This window comes from Campylobacter sp. P0103, from assembly GCF_002139545.1.
GTDB lineage: Bacteria > Campylobacterota > Campylobacteria > Campylobacterales > Campylobacteraceae > Campylobacter > Campylobacter devanensis.
This window is the reverse complement of sequence record NZ_MJKG01000005.1, coordinates 53,480-75,482: the sequence shown is the minus strand read 5'-3', so window position 1 is coordinate 75,482 and position 22,003 is coordinate 53,480. Positions and strand designations below refer to the sequence as shown.

Annotated in this window: 20 protein-coding genes; 15 read left to right on the top strand and 5 right to left on the bottom strand. The window is 33.6% G+C overall.

Translation table 11 applies throughout. From position 1 onward, the window contains the following. The 7 genes from CIGNP103_RS06400 (at position 1) to CIGNP103_RS06370 (ending at position 7,367) form a co-directional block, all read left to right on the top strand. Positions 1 to 1,281, top strand: coding sequence for an ArsB/NhaD family transporter (locus tag CIGNP103_RS06400; RefSeq protein ID WP_086268791.1), 1,281 nt, complete (start codon positions 1 to 3; stop codon positions 1,279 to 1,281). Next, entirely contained in the window at positions 1,259 to 1,828 is a 570-nt protein-coding gene (locus CIGNP103_RS06395) for a metal-dependent hydrolase (RefSeq protein WP_141031551.1), read from the top strand. The genes CIGNP103_RS06400 and CIGNP103_RS06395 overlap by 23 nt, the downstream gene beginning before the upstream one ends. Before the next feature lie 382 nt (positions 1,829 to 2,210). After that, the gene (locus tag CIGNP103_RS06390) at positions 2,211 to 3,566 is read left to right on the top strand and encodes a hypothetical protein (RefSeq protein ID WP_086268790.1); all 1,356 of its coding nucleotides are present in this window, start codon (positions 2,211 to 2,213) and stop codon (positions 3,564 to 3,566) included. Further along, the gene (locus CIGNP103_RS06385) at positions 3,566 to 3,952 is read left to right on the top strand and encodes a YcfL family protein (RefSeq protein WP_086226096.1); all 387 of its coding nucleotides are present in this window, start codon (positions 3,566 to 3,568) and stop codon (positions 3,950 to 3,952) included. The genes CIGNP103_RS06390 and CIGNP103_RS06385 overlap by 1 nt, the downstream gene beginning before the upstream one ends. Continuing rightward, entirely contained in the window at positions 3,949 to 4,563 is a 615-nt protein-coding gene (lpoB, locus tag CIGNP103_RS06380) for a penicillin-binding protein activator LpoB (protein WP_086251190.1), read from the top strand. Before CIGNP103_RS06385 ends, lpoB begins: the two co-directional genes overlap by 4 nt. Positions 4,564 to 4,680: 117 nt before the next feature. Next, positions 4,681 to 6,165: a DUF6844 domain-containing protein gene (locus CIGNP103_RS06375; protein WP_086268789.1), complete on the top strand. Its 1,485-nt coding sequence runs from the start codon at positions 4,681 to 4,683 to the stop codon at positions 6,163 to 6,165. A gap of 8 nt (positions 6,166 to 6,173) precedes the next feature. After that, a complete protein-coding gene (locus CIGNP103_RS06370) occupies positions 6,174 to 7,367 on the top strand; it encodes a CsgG/HfaB family protein (protein ID WP_086268788.1) in 1,194 nt (397 codons plus the stop codon). 109 nt (positions 7,368 to 7,476) lie between these two features. On the opposite strand, the gene CIGNP103_RS06365 is transcribed toward CIGNP103_RS06370, so the two are convergent. Continuing rightward, positions 7,477 to 8,769, bottom strand: a complete 1,293-nt coding sequence (locus CIGNP103_RS06365) for a glycosyltransferase family 8 protein (RefSeq protein ID WP_086268787.1) — start codon at positions 8,767 to 8,769, stop codon at positions 7,477 to 7,479. Between the two features lie 89 nt (positions 8,770 to 8,858). On the opposite strand from CIGNP103_RS06365, the gene CIGNP103_RS06360 reads away from it, so the two are divergent. From CIGNP103_RS06360 to glf, 5 genes are read left to right on the top strand one after another with little or no spacing between them, the layout of a single operon-like run. Continuing rightward, the gene (locus CIGNP103_RS06360; RefSeq protein WP_236847424.1) at positions 8,859 to 9,779 is read left to right on the top strand and encodes a glycosyltransferase family 2 protein; all 921 of its coding nucleotides are present in this window, start codon (positions 8,859 to 8,861) and stop codon (positions 9,777 to 9,779) included. Positions 9,780 to 9,788: 9 nt separating this feature from the next. Beyond that, complete coding sequence (locus tag CIGNP103_RS06355; RefSeq protein ID WP_086239049.1) at positions 9,789 to 10,700, top strand: glycosyltransferase family 2 protein; 912 nt, start codon at positions 9,789 to 9,791, stop codon at positions 10,698 to 10,700. A 10-nt stretch (positions 10,701 to 10,710) separates the two neighbouring features. Then, on the top strand, positions 10,711 to 11,847 hold the full coding sequence (locus CIGNP103_RS06350; protein WP_236847423.1) for a glycosyltransferase family 4 protein: 1,137 nt from the start codon (positions 10,711 to 10,713) through the stop codon (positions 11,845 to 11,847). Between the two features lie 8 nt (positions 11,848 to 11,855). Further along, positions 11,856 to 13,115, top strand: a complete 1,260-nt coding sequence (locus CIGNP103_RS06345; protein WP_086239047.1) for a glycosyltransferase family 4 protein — start codon at positions 11,856 to 11,858, stop codon at positions 13,113 to 13,115. Next, positions 13,112 to 14,230: a UDP-galactopyranose mutase gene (gene glf, locus CIGNP103_RS06340; RefSeq protein WP_179187333.1), complete on the top strand. Its 1,119-nt coding sequence runs from the start codon at positions 13,112 to 13,114 to the stop codon at positions 14,228 to 14,230. Before CIGNP103_RS06345 ends, glf begins: the two co-directional genes overlap by 4 nt. An 84-nt stretch (positions 14,231 to 14,314) precedes the next feature. On the opposite strand, the gene CIGNP103_RS06335 is transcribed toward glf, so the two are convergent. From CIGNP103_RS06335 to CIGNP103_RS06320, 4 genes are all read right to left on the bottom strand, one after another. Next, entirely contained in the window at positions 14,315 to 16,324 is a 2,010-nt protein-coding gene (locus CIGNP103_RS06335; protein ID WP_086268785.1) for a motility associated factor glycosyltransferase family protein, read from the bottom strand. Then, entirely contained in the window at positions 16,317 to 16,862 is a 546-nt protein-coding gene (locus CIGNP103_RS06330) for a UbiX family flavin prenyltransferase (protein ID WP_086224974.1), read from the bottom strand. The genes CIGNP103_RS06335 and CIGNP103_RS06330 overlap by 8 nt, the downstream gene beginning before the upstream one ends. Then, positions 16,859 to 18,034 (bottom strand): glutathionylspermidine synthase family protein, encoded by a 1,176-nt coding sequence (locus tag CIGNP103_RS06325; protein WP_086235137.1) that lies wholly within the window; start codon positions 18,032 to 18,034, stop codon positions 16,859 to 16,861. The genes CIGNP103_RS06330 and CIGNP103_RS06325 overlap by 4 nt, the downstream gene beginning before the upstream one ends. Before the next feature lie 225 nt (positions 18,035 to 18,259). Further along, a complete protein-coding gene (locus CIGNP103_RS06320) occupies positions 18,260 to 19,651 on the bottom strand; it encodes a cation:dicarboxylate symporter family transporter (protein WP_086233494.1) in 1,392 nt (463 codons plus the stop codon). A gap of 319 nt (positions 19,652 to 19,970) precedes the next feature. On the opposite strand from CIGNP103_RS06320, the gene CIGNP103_RS06315 reads away from it, so the two are divergent. The 3 genes from CIGNP103_RS06315 to CIGNP103_RS06305 are packed head-to-tail and all read left to right on the top strand — an operon-like array spanning position 19,971 to position 21,979. Then, positions 19,971 to 20,384, top strand: a complete 414-nt coding sequence (locus tag CIGNP103_RS06315) for a DUF1924 domain-containing protein (RefSeq protein ID WP_086233493.1) — start codon at positions 19,971 to 19,973, stop codon at positions 20,382 to 20,384. A gap of 10 nt (positions 20,385 to 20,394) precedes the next feature. Further along, entirely contained in the window at positions 20,395 to 20,892 is a 498-nt protein-coding gene (locus tag CIGNP103_RS06310) for a diheme cytochrome c (protein ID WP_086226083.1), read from the top strand. After that, a complete protein-coding gene (locus CIGNP103_RS06305; RefSeq protein ID WP_179187334.1) occupies positions 20,885 to 21,979 on the top strand; it encodes a cytochrome b/b6 domain-containing protein in 1,095 nt (364 codons plus the stop codon). The genes CIGNP103_RS06310 and CIGNP103_RS06305 overlap by 8 nt, the downstream gene beginning before the upstream one ends. Positions 21,980 to 22,003: the final 24 nt, after the last annotated feature.

Sequence of the window (22,003 nt, the reverse complement as noted above, 5' to 3'; positions counted from 1 at the left end):
GTGGCGTTTGCGATTTTTGCTATTTCAATGGCGCTAATTTATACTAGGCCGTTTGGACTTCCAGTGTGGGCTAGTGCGGTTGCAGGTGCGATAGCGGCTATGATGTTTGGCGTGGTGAGCGTCTCATCTGCTTTTGGCGTATTGGCAATGGTATGGGATTCTACTTTGGTGCTAGTGGGGCTAATTATAATTGCTATGGCGTTTGAGCAGATGGGATTTTTTGACGCTTTGGCTGGGAGAATTATTGGAAAATTTGCTAAAGGTAGTGGTGGAATTTATAGGATTGGAACGCTTAAATTTTTTGCTCTTATGATGGGATTGGGTCTATTTGTAGCTACATTTTTAGCAAATGATGGGGCAATTTTAGTGCTAACCCCTTTAGTTTTTGCACTATTTTCTAATACTAAAGATGAGCTAAGTATAACCACACCCTTAGTGGCATTTTTATTATTTTTTGGTTTTTTGAGTGATTTTGGTTCTAATGCTTTGATTATCTCAAATTTAACCAATATCATAACTGCAAAGCTTTTTAATCTCTCATTTAAAGAGTATTTTGAGGCGATGGTTTTAGCCCAAATTTTTGCTTTTATTGCTGCGTGTGGGTTGTTTTGGTTGGTGTTAGCTAGGCGACTTCCTGCAGTGCTAGAGTTTAAGCTGCCAGCTAGAAGGATTGGGTCTAGGAGATTTTTGGCGTGTCTATTTTTGCTGATTTTGCTGCCTGTTGGGAGTATGATTTTTGAAGAAATGGAGTTGCCAATTAGCCTATTTATCTTGCTGGTTGCACTAATTTCTATAATGATGCAAGATAGTGGCAAATTTGCACTTTTTAAGCGTGCACCTTTTGGCGTAGTAGTCTTTAGTGTAGGGCTTTTTGTGATGGTTTATGGTGTTGGAATGGCTGGGATTTTGGAGTTTTTACGCCAAAATATCCAGATGCTTGCTGGGCTTGATAGATTTAGTTCGCTTCTTGGTATCGCACTTGGTTCAAGTATTGGCTCAGCATTAATTAATAACTTGCCAATGGTAATGCTAGGAGATCTTGCGCTTAGGGATTTTGGTGCTGATATGGGGCTGATTTATGCTCATTTACTAGGGTGTAATATCGGTTCAAAGCTTACGCCAATTGGTTCGCTAGCTACGCTTTTATGGCTTGCAAATCTTAAGCTTCGTGGGGTGAAAATATCCCTTTTAGATTATTTTAAATTTACTTTTATTTTTAGCCTTGGCGTGTTATTTGCAGCAGTTTTAGGCTTGTGGATTGGAGAGAGTTTTGACATTTAGAACGCATTTAGCAATTGGAGCCCTTGGAGCGATGGGCTTTGTGAGTGCAGTAGATTTAAGCGGTGTGGCAAATTTAGATAAAACACAAACTGCTTATGTGGTGGGGTTGATTTTATTTGGTTCTGTTTTGCCTGATATTGATGAGCCTAGAAGCTTTATTTCACGCAAATTTCCACTGATTTCGCAGATTACTGCGACATTTTTTAAACATCGTGGACCAACACATTTTTTATTTATTCCGGTGCTGCTTTTTGTAGCGTGGGCGATTTTTGGGCAGATTGCATGGGGGGCGCTAGGATTTGGTATGATTATGCATCATGTCGGGGATATGCTAACACCTAGTGGAATACAGGGATATTTTTATCCATTTAAAAAGCGTTTTGTGGCTCGAATTTTGCCTAAGAAAATAGCAGTAAAGACTGGCTCAACAGTTGAGATGGCCTTAGTTTTGCCAGCTATTTTAGCAGTTGATGGACTTTTAGGAGCAAAGATTTTGGGCTTTGATATTGATATGGGTAGGATATTGGAAATTTTAAATTTGATTTAAATTCACCTACTTAAATCTAAAGAAATATAATAAAATCACTAAGAATTTCAAATTTGCCAAATTTGGAATTCTTACAGAATTTTTGCCAAATTATACTAGGAATTTTAGTTTTAATTATATTTTAATTTTATTTACTCTATTTATATTTTGATGTAGATTGACTGCTTTTTTGCTACTATTAGTTTAAAGATCTCCATAGCACCACATACCAGCTTACACGCTTTTTTTATTCGTCTTTTGCTAATCAAGTAAGCAAAAGCAAAAAGCCTGTATCAAATTGACTCAAACGGAATAAATCAATTTTTTATAAATAAATTTTTAAGATTAAATTAATAAGAGGGGGGCTATAATTACAAACAATTTTTTAATAAAAAGGAAAAATATGAAAAAATATATGGCTTTTGCTCTTTGTGCATCAGTATTTTGTGGATGTGCCGGTTCTATCTTAGGTACTTCAAATTCGCAGATGGATTTTAAACAAGAATTTGCAAATCCAAACTGTCAAAATACAGACTTCTTACAAAAACAAATGGAGAAAGTAAATAAAAATGATGATCCTATTTTTGTAGCCATTAACGCAGGTAGCATTGCTAGGTCTTGCGGGGATTTTAATAAAAGCAATGAGTTTTTTGACCTTGCTGAGAGTAAATATAAAAATGATGTTGATTTAGAAAGCATAGGTAAAAAAGGAGCAAAGATTGCAACAAACCTAGTATTGAGCGATGCTTTTAACGACTATGATGGAAATATGTATGAAAGAATAATGGTAAATACTTATAAAGGATTTAACTTTATGAGTCTTGGAGATTATGAAAATGCTAGGGTTGAGTTTAATAGAGTAGCACTACGCCAAGAGGTGGCAAAAGAATACTTCAAACAAGAAATAGCAAAAGAAAAGAAAGAACAAGAAAAAGCTAAAAAAGATCCTAACTACACAAAAGAAGTCCAAGACGGCATTAAAGAAATAAAAAGCGAGTATGAGCACCTTTTTGATGGGTATAATGTAGCAAAGGAATTTACAAACCCTTATGCTAGCTACGCTCAAGCCGTTTTTAGTTTTATGGATAAAGACTACGCAAAGGCCATAGATAAATTTAAAGAAATCTCAGCGATAAATAAAAAAGCAGTGCCTTTTGAGAAAAACTTCAGTAAAGCAGCAAATAGCGTAAAAGGTGGTAAAAACTACATTTTCTTAGCATTTGAAGATGGGTTAGGCTCTGAAAAAGATGAGTTTAAACTAACAATTCCATTGCCAATAAATGGCAAGATAACAGCTACTTCCTTAGCCTTTCCAAAAATAGTCAAGAGAGATGCTGGTCTAAAAACAATTAGTTTAAATGGAGAACAAAGCTTTGAAATAGCAAATTTTGATGATATTTTTGCTACAGAGTTTAAAATAGAACTTCCTGGGATTATACTAAATAGCATAATGTCTAGCGTAGCAAAAGGAGCAGCAGCTGGTGCGGTTGCAAATAATACAAGCGGTGTTGCTGGCGGCTTAGCTAGTCTAGGGGCTGGAGCCTTGCTATCAGAAATAAATAAAACCGATACTAGAAGTTGGCTAAGTCTACCAAAAACAGCAAGTATCGCTATGGTGGAAAATACGGGCTCATATATCATCAAAGATAGCAATGGCAACGAAATATCAAAAGGCAATATAGAAAAAAATAAAAACGCTCTAATCTGGGTTCGTTCTGTAAGTGGTAGCAAACCTTTGGTTGTAGTAATGGAAAAATAATGAAAAAATTTATTATTTTATTATTTGGCTTATTATTTGTAAGTTGCGCTAATAATCAAGATGTGGTTTTACAAGATCGCATCTATGATTCTAGCTTAGTAAGCTTTGAGAGTATCGATATGGATATCGTAAGCGACATTAGAAAAAACTTTAACGCTCTTGGACTTTTACAAGCTCAAGTTATCTTGAAAAGTAAATTTGATAAAACTATTTTTTATAAAATTGACTGGCTAGATGATAGTGGATTTGTCCTTAGAAACTCCATAGATGAACACTATCATAGTATCGAGCTTAAAGCCCATAGAGAATTTGTGCTAAATAAAATCGCACAAGACAAAAGAGCAAAAAGCTTTAAAATTTATTTCACTTCAAAAGGATCAAAATGAAAAAATCATTTTTAGTTTTAGCAAGTGCATTTGCCTTGCTTTTATCAGGTTGCGCCACGCAGCCAAGCGTAGGAAATACAAGTGCAGGCAGTAGTGGAGATATGAGTACTATGCAACTAAGTGGTGATGACTTTGAGCTAGCAGCTGAGACTATGATAAATAGTTTGCTTAGTGATCCGGCATTTGCTAATCAAAAGCCAGGGGTCAGAAAAGTTGTAGCTATCGGTAGAGTTAAAAACGACACTGCTCTTCGCATAGATACAGAGAAGTTAACAGCCAAAATCACAAGGGCGATGAGACAGTCTGGCAAATTTGTGCTAACAACAGCAGTAGCTGCTGGTGGGGCGCTTGATACTATGAGCAGGGATGTAAGAGAGTTAAGAGATGACGATGAGTTTAATCAAAAAACAATAGCTAAGAAAGGTACTATGGTTGCTCCTGATTTTTCTTTATCTGGAAAGATCCGCCAAGACAATATCCAAGTAGGTGGAAAAACTAGAGTTGAGTACTTCTTTTTACTTCGCTTAACTGACTTAAATAGCGGTCTTGCTTACTGGGAAGATGAAAAAGAGATCAAAAAACTAGGTAGCTCAAAAAGCGTGAGCTGGTAGAAATTTGATTTAAAATTTAGGAATTCTAGAATTCTACCTTTGTTTTAAATTTTTATTTTAGAATTCCTAATATCTGCATTTAAAAACTTAAATTTACTTTCAACTAAAGGACACTAAATGAAAAAGACATTATTATCAATAGCAGTTTGCGCCTCACTTGCTTTTGGGATGGGGGATAAAACAGATTTAGAAATCACAGAAGCAGATGTAAAAGAAATAAATCAAATGGCAGTGCCAGAAAAGATAAAAAAACAAGAAGATATGAGAACTTGGTTTAACAACATGAGAAGAAAATACAAAAAACCAGATAATAAAATATTTACCGCTAGCGTTGCAGTAAAGGGGCTAGATACCGATCCGCAATTTGCTTTGTATGTTCAAAATGCCTTTGATAGAGCATTTTTGCAAGTTAGAGCAGAACAAATTTTAAATAAGGCACAAGAAGTAGCTGTAGACGAAGTTGCTAGTAATTTTAGCACAAATGCTAATGACAAGATCAAAGAAGATGCTTTAAAAGAAAAAGCTAGTGAGGGGTTAACACAACAAAAAGCAGTTGCTAGTGCAGAGCTTAATCATGCAAGAGAACAAATGAGAGCAAAACTAAAAAAACAAGGATTAAAATTTGATAGTATAGGAAGCTTTTTAGAAAGTGTATTGAAAGATGTAAGCGATGAAGAAATAAATGCTGCTCTTGCCAAACAAGGTGTTACAAATTTTGCTAATCTTAGTAGAGAAGAGAAAATGAATACTTTTAAGCAAAATTATGCCAAAGAAATATTTAAAAAAGGTAGTGGTGATATTGTGGGCTTAGTGCCTATTCAAACTTATTTGAGAAAAAAAGAAGATAGTGGCGCATACGAGTTGGGTCTTGTAGCAGTCGTATCCCCAAAAACCGTTCAAATCGCAACTGATCTAAGAAAAAAACAACCTACAAGAGTAAAAGGCAAATGCCAAAGCCTAGAAGAGCAAATTCCTATCGATAATCTAGAAAGTGTTTATCAAATCATAGGTCCAAGACTAGCTTATAATGAAAATTGTGAGCCTGTTGTTGTCTCTTATGCACAAGGCAGTTTTATACCTTCAAACGATGATATACAAAACCAGTCGCTATCTCAAATAGCTGAGCAACAAGCAGATATAAGAGCCGATGCTTATATCACAAATTTCATTTATTCCAATGTAAATACACAAACACGCGATAAAACAGAAGAAGTAGATATGGCTAATGCTGTGCTAAAAGCAAAAGTAACTGTAAATCTAGATGATGGCGAAGCTGTAAATGCTGATGAGGTAGATGGAACGCTAGGAGAAGAGCGTATAAGAGAGACAATAAATTATTTTTCTAGCAGAATTGCTTCTACTTCAAAAGAGACGCTAGTAGGTGTGGAGACTTATGGTACCTGGGATACGCTAGATGAGCCTTATGAGAAATATCCTAGAGTAGTAGGCGTAGTAAAGTATTATTCAACTTCTCAAATCGCCAAAACAAAAGATTTTTACAATAAAGTAAGCAAAGGTGTAGAGCCAGCTGTTAAAAAAACTTCTAACACCGGTGCTGTTAGCAAAAAAAGCTTTAATAGCAACACAGTAGATGATTTCTAGGATAGAGTATGAAAAAATATCTATTTATATTTGCTTTTTTGGCTTGTGCGCTAAATGCTGAGGTGGTAACTCACACTAGCACCAAAACAGCTACGGGAGAAGGGCATGGCCTTACAAGGGAAGAGGCTATAAATAACGCAATAGTTGAAGCTGTCGGTAAAATTAGCGGTGTAAATATAAGCTCAATAAAAAGATCGAGCACCCAAGCGATAAGCGATAATAGCGGCTCAAATATCGTAGATGCCTATTCAAATGATATCAGCAAAGCCACAAAAGGCAAAGCCGATAGCTATGAGATTATCAGCGCTAATCAAGATAGCACAGGCAAGTGGGTAGCAGTAGTAGAGATAAAAAACTCAAAAACTACCAAAAGCTACAAAGCCCCAGGCCTCGATAATAAACAAAGACGCAGTTTAGCTGTATTTAACGCTAGTAATGGAGATACTAGAGGGCTTGGCGAAAACCTAAAAACTCATATAATCTCAAATTTAACTAAATCAAGAAAATTTAATATCCTTGATAGAGATAATGGTGGATACTATGAGATGGAAAAGGCTTTGATTAAAAGTAGCAATGCTAATAGTGATGAAATATATAAGCTTAAAAATGTTCTTGGTAGTGATTATCTTATGATTTTTGATATTAAGGCCGCACAAGCTAGAACAAAACAGAGTAATCTAACTGGCCAAAAGATCACAAAAGCAGAAGTTGCAGTGGATTATCAAGTGATTTTATTTGCCACTAGGGAGGTAAAATATAGCAATACTCTTGCAATGAGTGTAAGCGTAAAAGATGATCTAAAATCAAATGAAGCGGCATTCAAAAAAATCGCTGATAAGATAACAAGCGATATATTAAACGCTATTTATCCCTTAAAAATCGCTAGTGTAAATGGGCAAGAAGTGGTATTTACACAAAATTTAAGCGTAGGCGAGAGATTTGAGTGCTTTTCTCAAGGCAAAGCTCTAAAAGATAGTTACACCAAACAAAGCACAAGCGATATGAGAGTAGAAACTAGGGCTGGGCAAGTAGAAATTACTAGAGCTGATCCAAAGCTTAGCTATGCTAAGATCATAGATGGTCAAATGAAAGAAGGCTACATTTGTCGGCCATTAGGTGGTGGTTCTGGCCCAGGATATAGCGAAGGTCGTGATGCAAACTACCAGTTAAATGATGGTGGCGGCGTGAATTTGGGATTTTAAGCTATTTTACCAAACTTTGCGAATTTAAAAATTGAGCATTAAAAAATTCGCAAAGTTGAGAATTTGAAGTTAATACTTTGCGAATTTACGCAATTGTGCGGAATTTGGCTTATAGAAAATTTTTTGTGTTGTATTTGGTAAATGTCGTTTTCATTTTATAAGCTTTTAATATCACGCTTAGAGGACTCTTTTTGTGTCTTTTGGCGTGTATTATCATCTCGCCTAAGATACAGCAAAGCCCAAAAATATCATCTGGAATTTCGCTATTTAAATTTAGATTATCTAGTGGTTTATCTATTAAATTTTTTATCACAAAATAGCCAAAAATGCTTTTTAAAGCTTTTAAAATCTCAAAGCCTAAAGTAGCAAAAATCTTATACTCATTTATATCATTTCTCATAGCCATAAGCTCATCTTTAAACTCTGGTGTGCTAGCAGCATACTCCCACCAAATATCATTGATATTTCGATTTTGGCTATCGGTATAGCTTTTTAAAAACCGCCAAGGCTTTTCGCCATAATGGATGATTTTGGGCTTTTTATAACTTTGCATAAACTCAGCCCTAGAGCAGTTAAGGCGGTGATTTTGCTCATCTTTACAGATCGCAAAACAGAAGCTAATGGATGAAAAATTATAGCTAATAGGTAGCTTTAAGAGCTTATTTGCTGGGATTGTAGCGTTTAATAGATCTTGATCGGCGGCTTTTATATAGGTGGCATTTTGGGCTAGGGATTGGCATTTTTGTTCTATTTTATTCTCTATATAAGCCTTTGTGTTGATGAGTAAAAATCCAGAATTGAAGTAGTCATTTGTAAATTTATGGGTGATTATATTGCTGTTTTGTTTATACTTTATTTTGCGTTTTTTGCTTCCGGGGTCATTGATAGCAGCTAGGATATTATCCTTTAAATCAATAGCAAAAAGCTCCCTTAAATCGCAAAGGCAGAGCATATCAGAATCTAGATATAAGCATCTATCCACACTTGGATTGAGATAGTTTTTGAGTTTTAATCGGTAATAAGGCAAAAAGTTGCTATGTGCTGCCCCAGAAACTGGAAAATCACTAAACTCATCATCATTTAAAATATGAGCGATAATCAAGCAAGGGTAAATCTCATTAAGGCTCTTTTCTAGGGCTTTTAGCTTATTTTGTGTGGCGGTTGAGACTTGGTCGCTTAATATATGAAATACATAACCTTCAGCTCTATTTTCAGCACTTAAATCATCGAAATTTAAATTTTCATAGCTACTAAATGAGCTATTAGGTGGCATTTGCGGGGTAGGTTTTTGACAAAAATCTTTGAAATGGAGATTTAAATTTGTATTTTTGATAATACTATTTATAAGCACCGCTGTGTATTTGATATAATTTTCATCTGCGCTAAATACTATATGGAACATTTTAAGCCTTTTTTGCTATAATTGCGCCAAATTATAGCAAAATATGGTAATTTTAGAGGTTTTGGAGTTGGAGATTTATCTTGAATAGTGTGAAAATATCTATAATAATTCCAGTTTATAATGTAGAAAAATATATCAGCCAATGCTTAGAATCTGCAATAAATCAAAGTTTAAAAGATATAGAGATTATAATAGTAGATGATTGTGGAAGTGATAAAAGTATGGATATCGCCCAAGAGTATGCTAAAAAAGATAATAGAATAAAGATTATTAAAAATAGCCAAAATATGGGATTATTTTTAACCAGATGCGAAGGGATTAAATCTGCAACAGGGGAGTATATTTTAAATTTAGATTCTGATGATTTTTTGGATTTAAGGGCTTGTGAGATAGCTTATAATGCTAGCAAAGATGGGTATTATGATGTAGTTACATTTGGGAGTTATTATTGGAATAATAATAGCGCTAGTGTGTTTAGCGAGTTTGAGACATCTAGCTTTGATAGTGGGGATGAATTTGGTAGTTGGCTTTTTAGAAGTAAAAATATATCTTGGAATATCTGGGGTAGACTGATTAAAAGGGATATCTATCAAGCGAATTTGGATTTTTTAATGAGTGTTGATGCAAGGCTGATAATGGCTGAGGATGTGCTAGCTATGTTTGTGATTTACCACAATTGCCAAAGGCTAAATTTCATATCTGATATGCTCTATTATTATAGATATAATCCAAACTCAAGCACCAATGACAAAAGCATAGAAAATCTAAAAAATTGTATAGATAGCTTTGAAGTAGCAATTGCCAAGATGAGAGAATTCGCATCAAAAAATCAATGCGATAAGAGATGGCAAAAGCCCTATATATCGCTTGGTGTACATGAGTGCGATATCCTTAAAAGGGCATTGAAAATCAAAGAGGGGAAATTTGGGCTGATGGATAAGATCGGAGCTTTTATAGAGGGTAGGTGGTTTGTGATTAGACGCAAATTAAGAGTTAAATTTGGGATTTAAAGGAAAATAATGCTAAAACCAAAAATATCTATAATAATTCCAGTTTATAATGTAGAAAAATATATCAGCCAATGCTTAGAATCTGCAATAAATCAAAGTTTAAAAGATATAGAGATTATAATAGTAGATGATTGTGGAAGTGATAAAAGTATGGATATCGCCCAAGAGTATGCTAAAAAAGATAATAGAATAAAGATTATTAAAAATAGCCAAAATATGGGATTATTTTTAACCAGATGCGAAGGGATTAAATCTGCAACAGGGGAGTATATTTTAAATTTAGATTCTGATGATTTTTTGGATTTAAGGGCTTGTGAGATAGCCTATAATGCCACTAAAGATGGGTATTATGATATTATTAAATTTAATGCTTATAATTATGAAAATGGCAATACTACTATATTCGATAAAATTTTAGAAAATGATAGCTTTGAATCTTTAGAAGAGTATGCTAATTATATGTATAGACAAAAAGGCTATCCGAGATGGAATTTGGCTTTTATATTGATAAAAAGGGATATCTATTTAAAAGCTTTTGAAATTTTAGATCTCAAATATAGGATTACGATGGCTGAGGATGCTTTGATGAGTTTTGTGCTGTGGAATTTATCAAATAAATTTCGCCATATTAGTGATATTTTATACTATTATCGCAATAATCCTGATTCATCTACCAAGACCAAAAACAAAGAGATAATCGCTAAAAATTCAAAAGATAGAATATTTGTAATTAATAAAATAAAAGAGATTTCAAAAAAGCATAAATTTGATAGGAAAATTGCTAAAGTATTTATAGATAATTTGAAAATTCATGAATATTACGATAGATTGATTTATCATCAAATAAGCAAAAGAGTTTTTAAAATTTATGATAAATATTTTAGATTTAGAGAAAAACTCAGAGTTAAATTTGGGGTATAGGGAGTTTGGATTGAAGATAGCATTAATAATGAATGATATTACCATTTTTGGCGGTGTTGAGAGAGTTGTGGCGAATTTGAGTAATGAGTTTATCAAATGTCATGATGTTTGTGTCATTAGTCTATATAGTACAAATAATAATATACAATTTCACTATTCTGATAAGGTAAGGATCATCAAGCTTTTTAAATTTCAAAAGATATATCTTAAAAGTACTAAAAATCCATTATTTAAGATATTGAGGGAGATATCTCGCCCATTTGTTAGGATGATTAATAAAATTATAGATAAAGGGCATATCAAACGAGTAAAAAATAGTATAAAAAATCTCAAACCCGATATTATCATAGATAATACTTATGATTTTATCAATGGTGGTTTTTTTGGTAATGACCAGTGTATAATCAAAATTATACATGCTCATTTTGATTGGTATAAAAAGCTTGATTTAAATGGGTTTTCAAATTTGGTTTTGCTCTCATCGCAAGAGATTGATAGATATAAGGAGATTTATCCTAAGGCGAATTTTTGCGTCATACCTAATTTCATCCCAAATATCCCAAATTTAAATACCAATTACTCTCAAAAAGTCGTGCTCTCAATGGGGCGCATAGAAAAAACAAATCAAAAGGGCTTTTTGCGCTTAATCGATATATGGAAATTAATCCAAGATAGCAGTGAATTTAAAGATTGGAAATTACATATTGTAGGCGATGGAGAGTTAAAAGAGCAGATAAAAACTAAGATAGATAATCTAAATTTATCTAACTCTATAATCTTAAAACCATTTACTAAAGATGTAGAGAGCGAGTATCTAAGTGCTAGCATATATGCTATGACAAGCCATTTTGAAGGTCTTCCTATGGTGCTGATAGAGGCGGGGACTTATGCCTTGCCAACTATAGCCTTTGATATCGCCACGGGTCCAAGCGATATAATAGAAGATGAAAAAAGCGGATTTTTGATAGAAGATAATAATCTAGATGAATACGCCAATAAACTAAAAATATTAATGCAAGACGAGAGCTTAAGAGCCAAAATGGGCGAAAAAAGCAAAGAGATAGTCAAAAATAAATTTAGCAAAGAGGTGGTGATGAAGCAGTGGATGGAGCTGTTTAAGAAGATTAAAAATCAAAATAATTCTTAGGAAATGCGATGAAACAAAAGGAAAATGTCGATAATATAGTTTTTTTCAATGGTGTTTTGGATATTAGAGCCGGAGGACCTTCTGGATATATAGCAAATCTAAAAGAAAGTATTTCTCAATACCATATTTCTAGTAGTATTGCCTTTATCTCAATGGATAATGTTATTATTAAAAAGCATCAATATAAAATACAAAAAAACATTGCAAGGATTTTTTCATTATTCATTCCAATAAGAAAATATAGAAAAAAATTAAGAGAAAAAATATTTGCTTTTTTAATCCGAAAGGCATCATTTAATTACTTAGAGATAGATGCGATAGAATATAGGGGATATATCAAGCAATTGGATAAATATCAGTTTAAAACAATTATTTGTCACCATGTGAAGGATGCTATTTTTATTAAAAATTATTTAAAATATAGAAAAATAGAAGCAAAGTTAATGCTAATGTCTCACTCTCCAGAGCCAATGTCAGAAGAAGCGTATCATCTTGCGAAATTGGAACAAGATCAAAATGCCGATAAAATTTATGCTATGCTTCAAAAAATAGAAAAAGATGCTTTTAATCAAGCGGATGTTTTGGTTTTTCCTAGTAAAGAGGCTATGGAGCCGTATCTGAAAGGTTTGGATTATTTCGAAGAATTAACTAAGAGTAAAAAATTAATGTTTATTAGAACATGTTGCGCTAGGTTAGATATTGAAAATAGTATTAGAGATATAAGGGAAGAATTTGGTATCAAAACTAAATATATAATATCATTTATCGGCAGACATACCGCCATTAAAGGGTATGATGTATTAAAGAGCATAGCAGATAAAATACTAGCTAAAAGAGATGATATAACATTTGTAATTGGGGGAGGGCAGACAAGCGAAATATCACCCCTTGACCATCCTAGATGGATAGAATTAGGAAAAATAAATCCAGCAGATTTACTAAAAATAACAGATTTATTTATTTTGCCAAATAGACAAACTTATTTTGATTTAATTTTAATTGAAACTTTATCGTCTGGCGTGCCTATTTTGGCTTCAAATACTGGCGGAAACAAAACCGTATATCAAGACACGCAAGCTATAGAGCTTTATGATAATCAAGATGATTGCATAAATAAAATAGAAAATTTCATCGATACTTCTAAAGAGTATAAAAACCAACAAAGAAAACTCGCAAAGATTGCATATGAAAATAATTACACTTTAGAGCACTTTGCAAAAAATTATAATAATCTTATAATTAATCTTACAAAAGAGTGTGAGCAATGAAAAATTTGGTAGTTGGAGCTGGATTTTCTGGGGCAGTAATCGCAAATTTAATTGCTACAAAACTCAATGAAAAGGTTGTTGTAATAGACAAAAAATGCCATATTGCGGGCAATTCATATGATTATAGAGATAAAAATGGGATTATGATACATAAATATGGTTCGCATATTTTTCATACTTCAAATGAAAGAGTTTGGGATTTTGTTTGTCAATTTGGTAAATTTAATCAATATATGCATAAAGTGATAGCTCTAATCGATGGTATAGAGACTATCATACCTTTTAATTTCAATACTCTTTATGATCTTTTCCCGCAAACAATGGCAAGGCGTTTAGAAGAAAAGCTTTTAGAAAAATTTGAATACAATACAAAAGTGCCAATATTAGAATTTCAAAAACAAGATGATAAGGATTTAAAATATTTATCAAATTATATTTATGAAAAGGTTTTTTTGCATTATACTATAAAACAATGGGGAGTTTCGCCTAGCAATGTTGATGGTGCTGTGACTGCAAGGGTGCCTGTGTATTTAAGCAAGGATAATAGATATTTTCAAGACAAATATCAAGGTATTCCACTAAAGGGCTATACTAAGCTTATTGAAAATATTTTATTTCATAAAAATATTAAAATTAGATTAAATACTGATTTTAAGGATATTAATAGCAATAAATTTGATAGGATTTTTTATACTGGGTCGATTGATGAATATTTTGATTATAAATATGGACAACTGCCTTATCGTAGTGTAAAATTTGAGTTAGAAGAGTATGAGAGGGAATTTTATCAGTCTAATTCGGTTGTTAATTATCCTTGTAACTATAATTTTACACGAATTCATGAATACAAACACTATCTTCAAGATAAAACCGATAAAACAGTAATTGCCAAAGAGTATTCAGAGGCTTTTGAACTTGGAAAAAATGAAAGATACTACCCTATACCAAAAGAAGAAAATAGAATATTGTATGAAAAATACCTAAAAGAAGCAAATTTGAATAAAAATATTTATTTTTTAGGTCGCTTGGGTGACTATAAGTATTATGATATGGATAAAGCTATTTTACGAGCTATTGAATTGTTTGATGATTTAGTCGGTATAGGTAAAATATAGATTTATATCTTATTTCAGAGCTATAAAATCATTATTACACCGCCAATCAAGGATTGGCGGTATTTGTTGTTGGGATTGATGGTTTTACTCCCACCCATCTAATGCATTTTGTAGCGTATCAATCGTAGTTTCTACCATTCCAGCCAAGCTAAAAAAGTAATACCCATGCTGGCGTACATATTCAAAAATTTTCTTATCACGTTCGCCTTTATTATTTTCAGGTTTTACCATTAGCGCCATAAATTCTAGCTCTTGATGAATACAAAAGTTATATGCGGTATACATATAGACATCATTAAAGACTTTATCACTCTGTAGTGTCGCCTTTAGTCGCTCGATTCTATCTTTTAACTCATAAAATTTAGCATATCGTGGCTCTTTGTTAGCGGCTAAATCCTTATCAGCACTCTCTACTAGCTTGCTAATTTTCTTAAATAGTTCAGTAATTAATGCTTGTCTATCCTTGCCAACTTTGATGAAATTTTCTATTATTGCTCTTTGTTCGCTTAGTTTTTGTTGGCTAAGTTTAGGTGAAATAGGCTCTGGTTTTATCAGTTCTTTTTTAACTCCAGCACCTATTAATTGGCTTACAAGCTCACCAAAAGGCATCTCAATAGCTCCTTTAATCCTAGAGCCGCCCTCAGTAGCATTATATACTTTTACATCTGTATAGGCATTTAAAGCATCAATCATCGCTTCAAAATAGTTTCTAAAAAGATCCCAGGTTTTAGTGGATTTTACCTGCGTTTTGCCACCATAGCCTAGCACGGTTGTGATATTTGGTGTATACTCTTTAGAGGCGATAGTAGGTGAGGTCTCGCCAAATACCATTCCCTTAGCATGTGTGGTGCCATCGCTTGCCATTGCTAAATCCTGCCCGATAAATATGATTTGTTTACAGCCTAGTTCTATAGCCAAATCAAATGCAAAATGCGCTGTACTAGGACCTTTACACATATAGTTTTTACTATCCTCGCCTAGGGCGTACTCAAATTTAAGTGGCTTATGAGCAAAAACTGCATTTCTACCTTTTAAAAGTCCGATGGTATTTGGATGAATAAGTGAACTAGCTACAAAGGTTATACCATTATCAAATTCACTCGCTTTAGAATTAAAAAATTCACCACTTTCAACAATTCTCTCCATTGTAGTAACAAAATCTGGCTTAAGGTTATTAAGCTTTAATATCGGATATGAAGCATCCGCAGCGATAAGAATAGCATATGGCGCAACCTCTCTTAAAAGCTCAAGCTGCTTAGTTAGACTAGGTCCAGTAGAGACTATGATGGCGGTTTTATTGCGGTTAGTATTTAGATTTAAAACATCTTTTAGGCTATAATTAGCGTAAAAATACGGCATATTTGCTACGACATGCTTCATCCCTATAAGGGTATCTTCGGCTGAATTTCCGGCTGATTTGATATCTAAAAGCTGGGTGTTTAGTAGGCTTTTATTTATAGCATTTGCGCTAGATTCATAATTTTTAGCATAGTAATCATTATAGATATGAAAGTCATAACTTCGAACATTATAAATAACATCTTTTGAGCCACAAATTATATGTAGATATGACTCATGTAAGTAGCTAGTACAAAGTGGCACAAAGCGATTCTCACGCATATCTTTGCTAAAATCATTTAGATGAAGTACTATAAAAAATATCTCAATCTCAGGTTCAAATACTATAATCTTTTTATGATTTTTATTTTCTAGTAGGGCTTTGTAGAAGTTGCCATTACCAAGACCATAGAAAAATAGCGATGGATAAAGAGAATACTCTTTTTTAAATTTGTTTAGCATATCGTTAGTATGAGATGCTGGCGAGCCGCTATAAAGTGGCTCTTTAGTGTGAGTGTTGATTATATTGATATCTAAGCTACTTTTACCAGCAAATACATCAAATTTACTATTGCTTTTTAAGTCATAAACTGCCTTTGCTAGGTTGAAATTTATCTGACAAAGGGCAATTATATTATTTATAAATAGTGTTGTTCCGCCATTTGCTCTTATATCTTTATCGATTGCTTGGTGAAACTCTTTGACTGCATTTGGGTCAACTTGGTGGTTGTAATTTTTATTAAATATATTATCCATTCCATCGCCTTATTAGATTGTGTTTGATTTTTAAGCTATCTAGCCATTTAGCTATTATGAAATTTTCAGCCTCATCAATGCTGCTAGGCTGAGTGTAATATCCTAAAATTGGTGGAACAATCCCAACGCCTATACTGGCAAGTTCGGCCATCTGGCGTAATGATATAGCATTTAATGGTGTTTCACGCACAGCTAGGACTAAATTTTTTCGCTCTTTTAGCATTACTGCAGCTGCTCTTAAAAGAAGATTATCGCTAATACCGCAGCTGATTTTAGCTAAAGTATTTATAGAACAAGGCGCAACTATCATAGCATCAAACATCGCTGAGCCGCTAGCTGGAGCTGCGCTAATATCATTTATATCATAAATTTGAATTTTGCTATCAATTTTTTGGCTTAAATTCTCTTTTTGCATAGATAGTGTAGCGTTTTGAGTTATAATTAGGCTAGTATCTACGCCTAGAGAATTTGCATTATTTGCTAATTTGATTCCAAGGTGAGCGCCACTGGCTCCGCTGATTGCTACTATTAGCTTCACTCTATTATATGTCCTACGAATTTAGAGTAATTATCTATTATATCTTTACCTTTTCTAAAGCCTAGAGCACACCCTTCAAAGGCAAAAAACATTCCAGCTTGATAGCTATCGCCGTTTTCATCTTTAGCAAAATCAGCAAACTCTTGATATAAAAATTTGCCACTTGCATACTCTCCATCATTTTGTATCTCTATGCTACCATCGCTATTTATTATAGATACATTTGCACCCTCTCTGGCTAAAAAGGGCTTTTTGACCTGTTTTTTACCCTTTAATGGCTCAAAGCTTGATTCTAGAAGTAGCGGATGATTAGGATATAAATCCCATAAAATTTTCATAATTCCTTTACTTTGAAATAATAAAGTATAGGCTGGATTTAAGATTATGGCTTTTTGGTTTTTGATTATGTTTTTTATGATTAGTGCTAGGTCGCTCTCATCAATAGCAATCATCTCCCATGGAATTAGTTTAAACCAATACTCCCAGTTTTGCTCATTCCAAAATATTCCATTTTCATCATCAAAGCTCACTTCATCAACAAAGGCAAAATCACACTCAAATCCAGCATCTCTAGCAGCAGATTCTAGCAATCTTGTAGTATTTTCATCTTCAACACTTCCGGCTATAGAGCTAAAGAGAATCTTCCACCCTTCATAATACTCATCAAATGCGCTAGTATCTTCTTGAAGCGTTACAAGGCGTTTGAAATTCTCTACTAAAGCCTCATATACATCATTAAACTGAGCTGCTTCATCAAGATTGTTAAATTTAAGCATTGCCCATTGGATTATCGCTGTTTCAAAAAGACTCGTAGGCGTATCGGCGTTAAATTCAATTAATTTAATAGGCTTACCATCTATGCCACCAGCTAAATCAAATCTACCATAAATATGCCAATGAACATCATTTTCCCAGCTAGCTTTAATAGTATCAACTAGATTAAATGGAATCCCAAGCTCATGGAATAGATCATTATTAATAACATACTCAGCAGCCGCTACATACATATCATATAGCTCATTTGTCGCTTCATAAAAGGCCTCGGCTTCATCTTGGGTTATGCTTACTAGCTCATTAGATATATATCTGCTACCATCAAGATCGGTATGCCAGCCAAATCCGATACTCTCTAAATATCCATTATCAAGTGGTTTAATTTTTTTAAGCTTCACTTTTGTCCTTTTAATAGATTGATTTTAAATGCTTATTATATTTTAATAAATTAAATTTGAGCTATATTTTATAAATGATTTTACTATAGTTTTTTATCATTGTAAGGAGCTTGAAAAGTGTGGTAATTTGTAGCAACAATCAAATATTTTACTTATTTTTATATTAAATCTAAATTTTATATAAATTTTACTGAATTTAGATAATAATATTTAATTTTGCTAAATTTAGGCTCTCTTTTTTATCTCAAGTCTCTCAAAGTCAAACTCATCAGGGTGATTTATAGCATAATTAAACTTATTTCTATCAATTTTTTTATCCCAGATTCCTATGATTAGACAAGCGACTGCGTTGCCACAGAGATTTCCCACCGCACGCATCTCACTCATAAATTTATCAACCCCAAGTAGCACCGTCACAGTCACCACAGGTATGACATCATGCATAGAACCAAGCGTCCCGGCTAACACCACAAATCCAGATCCCGTTACGCCCACAGCGCCTTTACTAGTAACCATCAAAATTAGTAAAATACTAAGCAAATGTGAAAAACTAAGCTCTATATCAAAAGCTTGAGCCAAAAATATAACGCAAGATGATAGATAAATATTTGTACAATCTAGGTTAAAAGAGTAGCCAAAAGGGGTGATTACGCCGACGCAGCCTTTGTGAATTCCAGCGCTTTCTAGCTTTTTCATAAGTGGAGCTAAGGCGACTTCGCTTGAGCTAGTAGCAAAGACAACTAGCACCTCTTTTGCGATAAAGCGCATAAATTTAAATATATTTACCTTAGCTAAGTAGCAAATCACGCCAAGCACAACAAAGATAAATATCAAACACGATACTAGCATAGTCCCAAGCAGACTTAGCATACCAATGAGACTCTCAATCCCAAATTTACCGATGAGATAGGCCATCGCACAATACGCCGCTAAAGGGCTAAGCCACATAAAAATACTAAGGATTTTTAGCACCCAGTGTTGGGCTTTTTCAATAGGTTTTATGAAAAAATCTTTAATTTTCTTTGGTGCGAAGCTTAACGCAATTGCTGAAATTAAAGCCATGAAAAGCACTTGAAGTGTATTAGCTTTGATAAATGGGGTGATAACGATACTTAGGGCTAAAAGGGCGTTTTTAAACACACCTAAAACAAAGCCAAATCCGCTAAGCGTACTTAAATCATCATAGGCAAAAAGCGGAGTTTTTGGCACTGCGTTTGCTAGTATCGACCAGATCGAGCCTACATCTTTTGAGACCCCAGAGAATTTCTCTACGCTACTAGGATCAAAGGAGTTAGCATCTAAATGCATTCCTACGCCAGGCTCTAATAATAGCGAACCTAAAATACCAACAGCCAAAGCCACCGTGCTAACTACTTCAAAGTATATAAAGCCCTTTAAACCTATACTTCCAAGGTCTTTCAAGCTCTCTAAACCCACAATGCCAGCAATAATAGTAAGAAAGATAATGGGCCCTACCATCCACTTTAAAATCATGATAAAATAGTCAATTCCAAATTTACTATCAATGCCAATTTGCGGAAAAAAATAACCTACGAAAATACCAAGCACTATTGCTAAAACAACCCAAAATGCAAGATTTTTAAACACTCCAAGCATACTAAAACCTTAAAAAATAGAGAATTCTAGCACAATAAAACTTAAATTTAGCAAGAAATCAAGGTGAATTTCAGATATAACTATATCATCGTAAAAATCAATATCGCATTACAAATCAAAATAATTTATTATCTATTCTTTAAAGCCATAGGCCAATCTCTGTGGTATAATCTGAAATTTCATATGAAATCACCAAAAAATGAGTTTAATAGCAATATTATAAATATTTTTTAGCTAATTTTATAAAAATAAATTTATATTTAACAACTGCTAAACAATTTAGATTTATAATATTCCCTTATTATTTTAAGGAGAAATTATGAAAAAATTAGCCCTAGTCTGTCTGTGTGCTTATGCGCTCAATGCTGCTTCGTTTAATGCACCTATGAGTGAGTATATAACAGAGCTAAAATCCGAGGCTCTAAAGCTAGATCCAAATTTTAAAGATTTTGATGCTTTAAGGGGTGAGAAAATCTTCACAACCAAGCATATAGGCAAAAATTCTCAAGAGCTTTCTTGCCAAAGTTGCCATGGTAACGACCTCAAAAAAGAAGCTACCAATATATTCACTAACAAAATTATCCCACCGCTCTCACCAAGTGTTAATCCATCTAGGCTAAGCGATGTCAAAGAGGTGAAAAAATGGCTAAAAAGAAATTTCAAAGATGTCTATTTAAGAGAGGGAACCGCCATAGAAAAGGGTGATGTCTTATACTATCTAATCAAACAATAAAGGATAAAAAATGAGATTTTTACTATTTGTATTTATAGCGATTTTAAGCTTAGAAGCAAAGGGGCCAGATGTAAGGCCGGTTGATAATGAGCTATATAAAAAAGAGTGTGCCACCTGTCATTACGGCTATCAGCCTGGACTTTTACCGACCCAGTCGTGGGAGTTTATAATGCAAAATTTAGAAAACCACTATGGGAGCGATGCGAGCATTGATGATGAAACAAATAAAAGCATTCTTAGCTATCTTTTGGCAAATGCTAGCCAAAATGCGATGAACTATAAAAGAAGTGCGAAAATCACAAAATCCCTAGAAAACGGCGTTTTATACAAGTCAATAACTGAAATTCCATATCATATCAAAAAGCATAGAAAGATAGAAAAATGGATGATAACGCAAAAAGAGGTCAAAACTCTATCTAACTGCACCGCCTGTCACAAAAAGGCCGATCAAGGCATCTATGGTGATGATAGCGTGAATATACCAAATTATGGGGTTTGGCGTGATTAAAAGCTATATTTGGAGTTTTGCGGCAAGATTTTCCCATCTTGCCTTGATACTTAGCTTTGCTCTTGCTTATGTGTTTAGCGAATTTGATGATTTGGTGTATTTTCACGCTGCTTTTGGCGTGATATTTGGTGTGGCGATCGTATTTAGAATAGTTTGGGGATTTGTAGGGACAAAATACTCTAAATTTAGCGATTTTAAATTCCAAGGATTAATTAGCTATTTTGGCTCATTTTTGGGTAAAAAAGAGAGATTTATCGGTCATAATCCCGCTTCAAGTATAGCAATTATCATTATATTGGCCCTTGGATTTGTCTGTGTGGTATCTGGATTGGTGCTTTATGGCGTGGATAAAAATAGCGGGATTTTCGCTTTTTTATACGATAGTTATGCGAAATTTGAATTTACAAAATCCATCCACGAATTATCAGCAAATACCCTTTTGTTTGTAGCGATTATCCATATTTGTGGGGCTTTGATAGATAAGTTTATACACAAAAATGATTCTGTAAATTCCATGATAACAGGCTATAAGCTCACTCAAAATGATGAGAGCATAAGGGCAAATTTAGCTCAAAAAATATTTTGTTTTGTCTGGATTTTGGCTATTATCGCAATATTTTTATATATCTTTAATAAAGATAATTTTATCTTAAAATCTCACGCTTTAAAAGTAGATTATAGCGCGCAAAATGCCGTATTTGCCAAAGAGTGCGGTAGCTGCCATATGATCTATGCGCCATTTTTGTTGCCTAAAAAATCGTGGGAGATTATGATGGCAAATTTAGAAGATCACTTTGGTGATGATGCTAGTGTAGATGAAGAGACAAACAAAGAGATATTAAATTTCCTAAGATCCAACTCAGCTGAACAAAAAGGCAATAAAACAGCATTTAATATACTAAAATATGCTCAAAACGACCAAAATATCGCCATCACTCAAAATCCATATTGGATAAAAAAGCATAGAAAAATAGATGAAAAAATATTTTCAAAGAGCGATATCAAATCCAAAGCAAATTGCGCAGCTTGTCATAAGGGGATCGAAAATGGGATAATTAGCGTAATTGAGTATGAAAAGATAAGATAATTTTTTAATTTAATTTAATGCCAT

Bases quoted from the DNA above. Each gene is read 5' to 3' on its own strand.
- CIGNP103_RS06390 (WP_086268790.1), top strand. From the start codon at position 2,211: ATGAAAAAATATATGGCTTTTGCTCTTTGTGCATCAGTATTTTGTGGA.
- CIGNP103_RS06385 (WP_086226096.1), top strand. From the start codon at position 3,566: ATGAAAAAATTTATTATTTTATTATTTGGCTTATTATTTGTAAGTTGC.
- lpoB (WP_086251190.1), top strand. From the start codon at position 3,949: ATGAAAAAATCATTTTTAGTTTTAGCAAGTGCATTTGCCTTGCTTTTA.
- CIGNP103_RS06375 (WP_086268789.1), top strand. From the start codon at position 4,681: ATGAAAAAGACATTATTATCAATAGCAGTTTGCGCCTCACTTGCTTTT.
- CIGNP103_RS06370 (WP_086268788.1), top strand. From the start codon at position 6,174: ATGAAAAAATATCTATTTATATTTGCTTTTTTGGCTTGTGCGCTAAAT.
- CIGNP103_RS06365 (WP_086268787.1), bottom strand. From the start codon at position 8,769: ATGTTCCATATAGTATTTAGCGCAGATGAAAATTATATCAAATACACA.
- CIGNP103_RS06355 (WP_086239049.1), top strand. From the start codon at position 9,789: ATGCTAAAACCAAAAATATCTATAATAATTCCAGTTTATAATGTAGAA.
- CIGNP103_RS06345 (WP_086239047.1), top strand. From the start codon at position 11,856: ATGAAACAAAAGGAAAATGTCGATAATATAGTTTTTTTCAATGGTGTT.
- glf (WP_179187333.1), top strand. From the start codon at position 13,112: ATGAAAAATTTGGTAGTTGGAGCTGGATTTTCTGGGGCAGTAATCGCA.
- CIGNP103_RS06335 (WP_086268785.1), bottom strand. From the start codon at position 16,324: ATGGATAATATATTTAATAAAAATTACAACCACCAAGTTGACCCAAAT.
- CIGNP103_RS06320 (WP_086233494.1), bottom strand. From the start codon at position 19,651: ATGCTTGGAGTGTTTAAAAATCTTGCATTTTGGGTTGTTTTAGCAATA.
- CIGNP103_RS06315 (WP_086233493.1), top strand. From the start codon at position 19,971: ATGAAAAAATTAGCCCTAGTCTGTCTGTGTGCTTATGCGCTCAATGCT.
- CIGNP103_RS06310 (WP_086226083.1), top strand. From the start codon at position 20,395: ATGAGATTTTTACTATTTGTATTTATAGCGATTTTAAGCTTAGAAGCA.